Genomic DNA, 4,700 nt, shown 5'->3' with positions numbered 1-4,700 from the left:
CGGCGCCGAGAACACCCTCTATCCGGATGCCGGCACGCTCGCCGACCGGATCTGGCAGGCGACGTTCTCGGCACCGGGCGGCCATCGGGCAGGCATCCACGGGCACGGCCTGCTGCTCTCGCGCACCCAGCCGCGGTCGACGGATGCTCTGCACGCATCCCTCTCGGCGCTGCAAGACCCGATCATCGACGCGTACCTGGAGGCTCTGCCCGACGGCGTGGCCCCCCGCGTGACCGCCTCGCGCACCGTGTTCGTCGCGGACGATCGCGCCGAGGCGCTGCGCTTCGCGGAGGTCGGGCTGCGCCGTGCCGCCGAAGGGTTCCGCCGCCAGGGGCAGACGATCCCGGGCGACGACCTCGACGAGCTGATCGTCGCGCTCGACACCCACCTCGGCACCCCCGAGCAGGTCGCCGAGTCGCTCGCCGCCGACGAGACCCTGGCCAGGGCCACCGAGGTGGCGTTCCAGGTGCACTCGGTCGATGCACCGCACGAGCACGTGCTGCGCTCCATCGAGCTCTTCGCCGAGCAGGTGGCCCCTGCTCTCGGCTACACCCTCACCGACACCATCAAGGAGAAGGCATGACCACCGACATCGTCGATCAGATCGTAGGGCTGACGCCCGAGCTGGATGCCCTGCGGCGCCGTCGCCCCGTCACCAGGGAGCAGCTGCAGGCGAGCTTCGACGCCCTGTTCGCACCGGTGTCGACGGAAGAGGTGTCGCGGGCCGAGCGCGAGCTGATCGCCGCGTTCGCCACCCGCCTCGCCGGCGACACGGATGCGACGGGCACGTTCTACGCAGACCGAGCCCTGGCCGTGGACCCGCAGCGCGCGGCCGTGGTGATCGCGGAGGCCACGGATGCTGCGGTCTCGGGTCCCTTCGGCTCGTACACGGAAGCAGGTTTGCAGGACGAGAACACCGACGGCGAGCGCTACACGCCGTCGCCCGAGGTTGCAGAGGTGCTCGGCGAGCGGGTCGCCGCCGCACTCGCGCACACTCACCTGCTCGTGTTCCGCCCGCGGGAGTCGTCGGCGGACGACATCCAGCGGCTGGTCGATGCGGGCTGGTCGGCCGACGGCATCGTGACGCTGTCGCAGCTCGTCTCGTTCCTCGCGTTCCAGCAGCGCGTCATCACCGGCCTGAGGGTTCTCGCAGCCGCCGGCATCGCCGCGGCATCCGACTCCGAGGAGGCGGCAGCATGACCGAGCTTCTGCACGACGACGCACCGCACCCCGAGGCCTTCACTCGGGCGGAGGTCGGGTGGACGCCTCATCTCCCGCCGCTCGCCGAAGAGGAGTTGACCGAGCGCCACTACGACGGTCTCGTCGACGCCTCCCGCGCGAAGAACGACTACTTCCGGCTGCTGGCGCGCGACCCCGAGGTGCTCAAGGCGCGCACGCTCGTCGACAAGGACATCTTCTACAACGCCGCTGAGGGCCTTCCCCGTGCCGAGCGCGAGCTCTCCGCGACGGCCGCCTCGCGCCGCAACGGCTGCGTGTTCTGCGCATCGGTGCACTCGCGCTTCGCGGCTCACCACAGCAAGCGGGTCGAGGACGTCGATCGCCTGCTCGACGAGGGCGTGGACGCCGATCTCGGCGAGCGGTGGAACGCGGTGGTCGCCGCCTCCGTCGCCCTGACCGACACCCCGAGCGCGTTCGGATCGGGCGAGATCGCCCGCTTGCGCGCGGCGGGGCTCGACGACCTCGAAGTGGCCGATGTCATCCACGGCGCGGCGTTCTTCAACTGGGCGAACCGTCTGATGCTCTCGATCGGCCGCCCGGTCGCCCCCGCCTAGCCGCACGAGCACTCACTGCCAGCCCACCCCGACGCGTCCTCGTCGGGGTGGGCTGGTCTCTTTTGCGAGAGTATCGGCATACTTCTGAATGTCGTCATATGGCGACGTATAGCTTGCTAACGTCGACGCATGGCGACAGGTGGCGAAAAGTCCTACGACGTCGACACCGATGTGTTGCGGGCGATGGCGTCGAAGGCGCGCCGAATCGTCGGCGAGCTCGAATCGACGGAGGTGGCGGCTCCCGGAGATGCCGGACACGAATGGGTGACCGGGGCCTCTGCGGGCTTCCATACCGCATGGTCCGATGGGCTGTCCGCCCGAGTGAGCGACACCGAAGACTTCGCTGACAGGTTGCGCACGACTGGCCGGATCTTCGACGAAGGCACCGATGCGGCCAAGGCCGAAGTCGACGCGATGGTCTGGAACGACTGATGGAGCTGGGGCAGACCCAGTCGTCCATCGACCTCGTGCCGGGGTCGGTGTCGGATGTCAGGGCAACGGCGGAAGCATGGAAGGCCCGCAGCGTCGAAGCGGACCGGGTGCGCGATGATCTCGCGGCGGTGGATGACGACGGCACATGGAGAGGCGCCGCTTACGACGCGTACCTCGAGCGGTTCGAGCGCCAACTGCTGCATTGGAAACGCGCTGGGGAGTGGCTGCTCTCCGGCGCGCGTGCACTGTTCACCTGGGCCGACGCGCTGCAGTGGGCACAGGACGAAGCCGACCGTGCGATCAGCCTGTGGAACGACGCAGAGCAACAGGCTGCTGCAGCGCTGACCGCTCACCGCGCGCACGTGCGGGAGCTGCGCGTCGGGCACGGGCTGCGGCGCCCCGAGGTCGACGTGCCCTTCGTCGACCCGTCGGGTCCCGCCCACGATGAGGCGCGTGAGGTCCTGTTCAACGCGCGGGCGACGCTCGAGGTCTACGCTCGCGACTGCGCGATCCGGTTGGACGAGGCCGCGGACGCGGCCCGGATGCCGCTGACCGATTCGGAAGCTGCGACGCAGGCGCAGTACGCGATGACCGAGGCGATCGTCACGGTCGCTGTCGTTCAGCCGTTCCTGGCGACGATGGACATGCTCGCGATCTCCGCTCAGACCCTGTGGGAGCATCCGGACATCATTCTGGAGCTCCTCGGCGGCGCTGCCACTTTCATCGGCGGTGCGGGTGTCGCGGCCGGAGGAGGCGCCGTCACCGTCACCGGTGCCGGTGCTCTGGCAGGTGCTCCCGCAGTCGTCGTCGCAGGAGTCGGGATCGCCGGAGCTGGCGCGATGATGATCGGCGATGCTGCCAGCCGGTGGTCCCAGGAGTCCCACAGCGTGGCGGATCGTCGCCCGGGCGTCGACCGCGGCGACGGTCGAGATTACGCGGGAAGGTTCGCGAAGGGGCAACAGAACAAACCGTGGGCGGACAGCGAAAAGCTCGGGCTGGACATCTACGCGAAGGAAAACAACGCCAATGTGATTCGAACGAAGGTCAGAGTCGACTTCGAAGGCTCGCCCCAGAACGGTCGATACTATGACGGCCTCGAGAAGAACGGCGACGGTTCGAATACTTACACAGCAATCGAGGTGAAGTCTGGCTCCGCGTTCAAGGACTATTCGAGGCCCGGCAACACGCAAGGACAGTTTGACGACGCCGTCAACGGCGGTACCCCGGCTCGAGGCTTCCTCGACGGGGAAGAGATTCTCATTACGAAGGTAGAGACGGTGATCTTGCCATGACCAAGTACGGACCTTTCGCGCAAACATCGCCAAGCGGCTTGACGGGCTGGTTCGACGACTATCGACGCCCGATTCCCGAGCACCTGCGACTCATGCTCGGCCACCTCGATGGAGGCGGGAAATACACCTACATCATCTGGCGTGGTGCGGACCCGGAGAGTATCGCCGGGTTCCGGGACGACGCGAACGATTCATTCATGCAGGCCGCGGGCTCCGCCGACGCGATGACCGTCGAAGTCCGGCTACCCGGGCCCGATGGCGAAAGCCACCTGTACACGGTCGGCAGGCCCGAGCCCGCAGACGGCACCACCACCCTCATCCCCATGAGCGACGACCGCGCGATTCGAGTGTTCTCGAATGAGATCTTCACCGCCGACGAGGCTGCGGCCGTCTTTTACATGTTCTACCTCACGGATACCGTCTCGCAGCCCTATGTCCTGCGCGAACTCGACCTGGGGCAAGAACTCACGGAGTTGCGATGAAGATCTCCGTTCGTCACGACTCCATCGCCGATACGGTCGCGCGGCTCGCGCTCGCCGTGAGAGCGTTCGAGCACGAACTGGATGCTCTCGAATCCGAGGTCGAGCGGCTGCAGTCCGCATGGGACGGCGAGTCGCAACGCGCGTACGCCCGGGCCCAGCAGCAGTGGACCACCGCGCTCCAGGGCATGAAGGCGTTGCTGGCCGAAGCGACGCGGCGACTGATCACCGCGAACTCCATCTCCATGACCACAGCCGACACGGCCGCCCGCGTCTGGTCCTGAGGACTACGGGATCAGGACGATCTTGCCCGAGGCCGCTCCGGACTCCACGAGCTCGTGGGCCTGCGAGGCGTCGGCGAGGGGAAGCTCGGGGCCGAGTTCGATCGTGAAGTCGCCGGCAGCGAGAAGGTCGACGGTCGCCTGAAGCGCCTCGGCCCGCCAGGCGAGCTCCTGGTCGCTCAGAGGTATGGGAGAACCACCGGAGAAGGCGCGGATCCCGAACGATGCGGCATCCGGTCCGCGCACGATCGTCGCGATGCGGTCGCGGTCGGCCACGAGTTCGAGCGACACCTCGATGGCTTCATCGGTGCCCGCACAGTCGAGTGCGACGGTCACACCGTCGGGAGCGGCCTCGCGCACGCGCTCGGCCAGCCCCTCGCCGTAGGCGACGGGGATCGCACCGAGCTCGCGCAGCTGATCGTG

Annotated in this window: 7 protein-coding genes and 1 pseudogene; 7 read left to right on the top strand and 1 reads right to left on the bottom strand. The window is 68.0% G+C overall.

The features are described from left to right. The 7 genes and pseudogenes from RTM68_RS16885 to RTM68_RS16855 all read left to right on the top strand — a co-directional run. Positions 1–583, top strand: a pseudogene (locus RTM68_RS16885) (putative FMN-dependent luciferase-like monooxygenase); the annotation flags it as partial. Then, the gene (locus RTM68_RS16880; protein ID WP_312173164.1) at positions 580–1,200 is read left to right on the top strand and encodes a CMD domain protein; all 621 of its coding nucleotides are present in this window, start codon (positions 580–582) and stop codon (positions 1,198–1,200) included. The pseudogene RTM68_RS16885 and the gene RTM68_RS16880, both read left to right, overlap by 4 nt. After that, the gene (locus RTM68_RS16875; protein ID WP_312173161.1) at positions 1,197–1,793 is read left to right on the top strand and encodes an alkylhydroperoxidase domain protein; all 597 of its coding nucleotides are present in this window, start codon (positions 1,197–1,199) and stop codon (positions 1,791–1,793) included. The genes RTM68_RS16880 and RTM68_RS16875 overlap by 4 nt, the downstream gene beginning before the upstream one ends. Before the next feature lie 129 nt (positions 1,794–1,922). After that, complete coding sequence (locus RTM68_RS16870; RefSeq protein WP_312173158.1) at positions 1,923–2,225, top strand: hypothetical protein; 303 nt, start codon at positions 1,923–1,925, stop codon at positions 2,223–2,225. Further along, positions 2,225–3,517, top strand: a complete 1,293-nt coding sequence (locus RTM68_RS16865; protein WP_312173156.1) for a putative T7SS-secreted protein — start codon at positions 2,225–2,227, stop codon at positions 3,515–3,517. The genes RTM68_RS16870 and RTM68_RS16865 overlap by 1 nt, the downstream gene beginning before the upstream one ends. Beyond that, a complete protein-coding gene (locus RTM68_RS16860; RefSeq protein ID WP_312173154.1) occupies positions 3,514–3,999 on the top strand; it encodes a hypothetical protein in 486 nt (161 codons plus the stop codon). Before RTM68_RS16865 ends, RTM68_RS16860 begins: the two co-directional genes overlap by 4 nt. After that, a complete protein-coding gene (locus RTM68_RS16855) occupies positions 3,996–4,280 on the top strand; it encodes a WXG100 family type VII secretion target (RefSeq protein WP_312173151.1) in 285 nt (94 codons plus the stop codon). Before RTM68_RS16860 ends, RTM68_RS16855 begins: the two co-directional genes overlap by 4 nt. 3 nt (positions 4,281–4,283) lie before the next feature. Here RTM68_RS16855 and RTM68_RS16850 read toward each other — a convergent pair. Next, on the bottom strand, positions 4,284–4,700 hold a 417-nt coding region (locus RTM68_RS16850; protein ID WP_312173148.1), incomplete at its 5' end, for a zinc-binding dehydrogenase.

This window comes from Microbacterium sp., from assembly GCF_031988965.1.
Lineage (GTDB): Bacteria > Actinomycetota > Actinomycetes > Actinomycetales > Microbacteriaceae > Microbacterium.
This window is presented reverse-complemented; position numbering and strand designations above follow the sequence as displayed.

Bases quoted from the DNA above. Each gene is read 5' to 3' on its own strand.
- RTM68_RS16870 (WP_312173158.1), top strand. From the start codon at position 1,923: ATGGCGACAGGTGGCGAAAAGTCCTACGACGTCGACACCGATGTGTTG.
- RTM68_RS16875 (WP_312173161.1), top strand. From the start codon at position 1,197: ATGACCGAGCTTCTGCACGACGACGCACCGCACCCCGAGGCCTTCACT.
- RTM68_RS16880 (WP_312173164.1), top strand. From the start codon at position 580: ATGACCACCGACATCGTCGATCAGATCGTAGGGCTGACGCCCGAGCTG.
- RTM68_RS16855 (WP_312173151.1), top strand. From the start codon at position 3,996: ATGAAGATCTCCGTTCGTCACGACTCCATCGCCGATACGGTCGCGCGG.
- RTM68_RS16865 (WP_312173156.1), top strand. From the start codon at position 2,225: ATGGAGCTGGGGCAGACCCAGTCGTCCATCGACCTCGTGCCGGGGTCG.
- RTM68_RS16860 (WP_312173154.1), top strand. From the start codon at position 3,514: ATGACCAAGTACGGACCTTTCGCGCAAACATCGCCAAGCGGCTTGACG.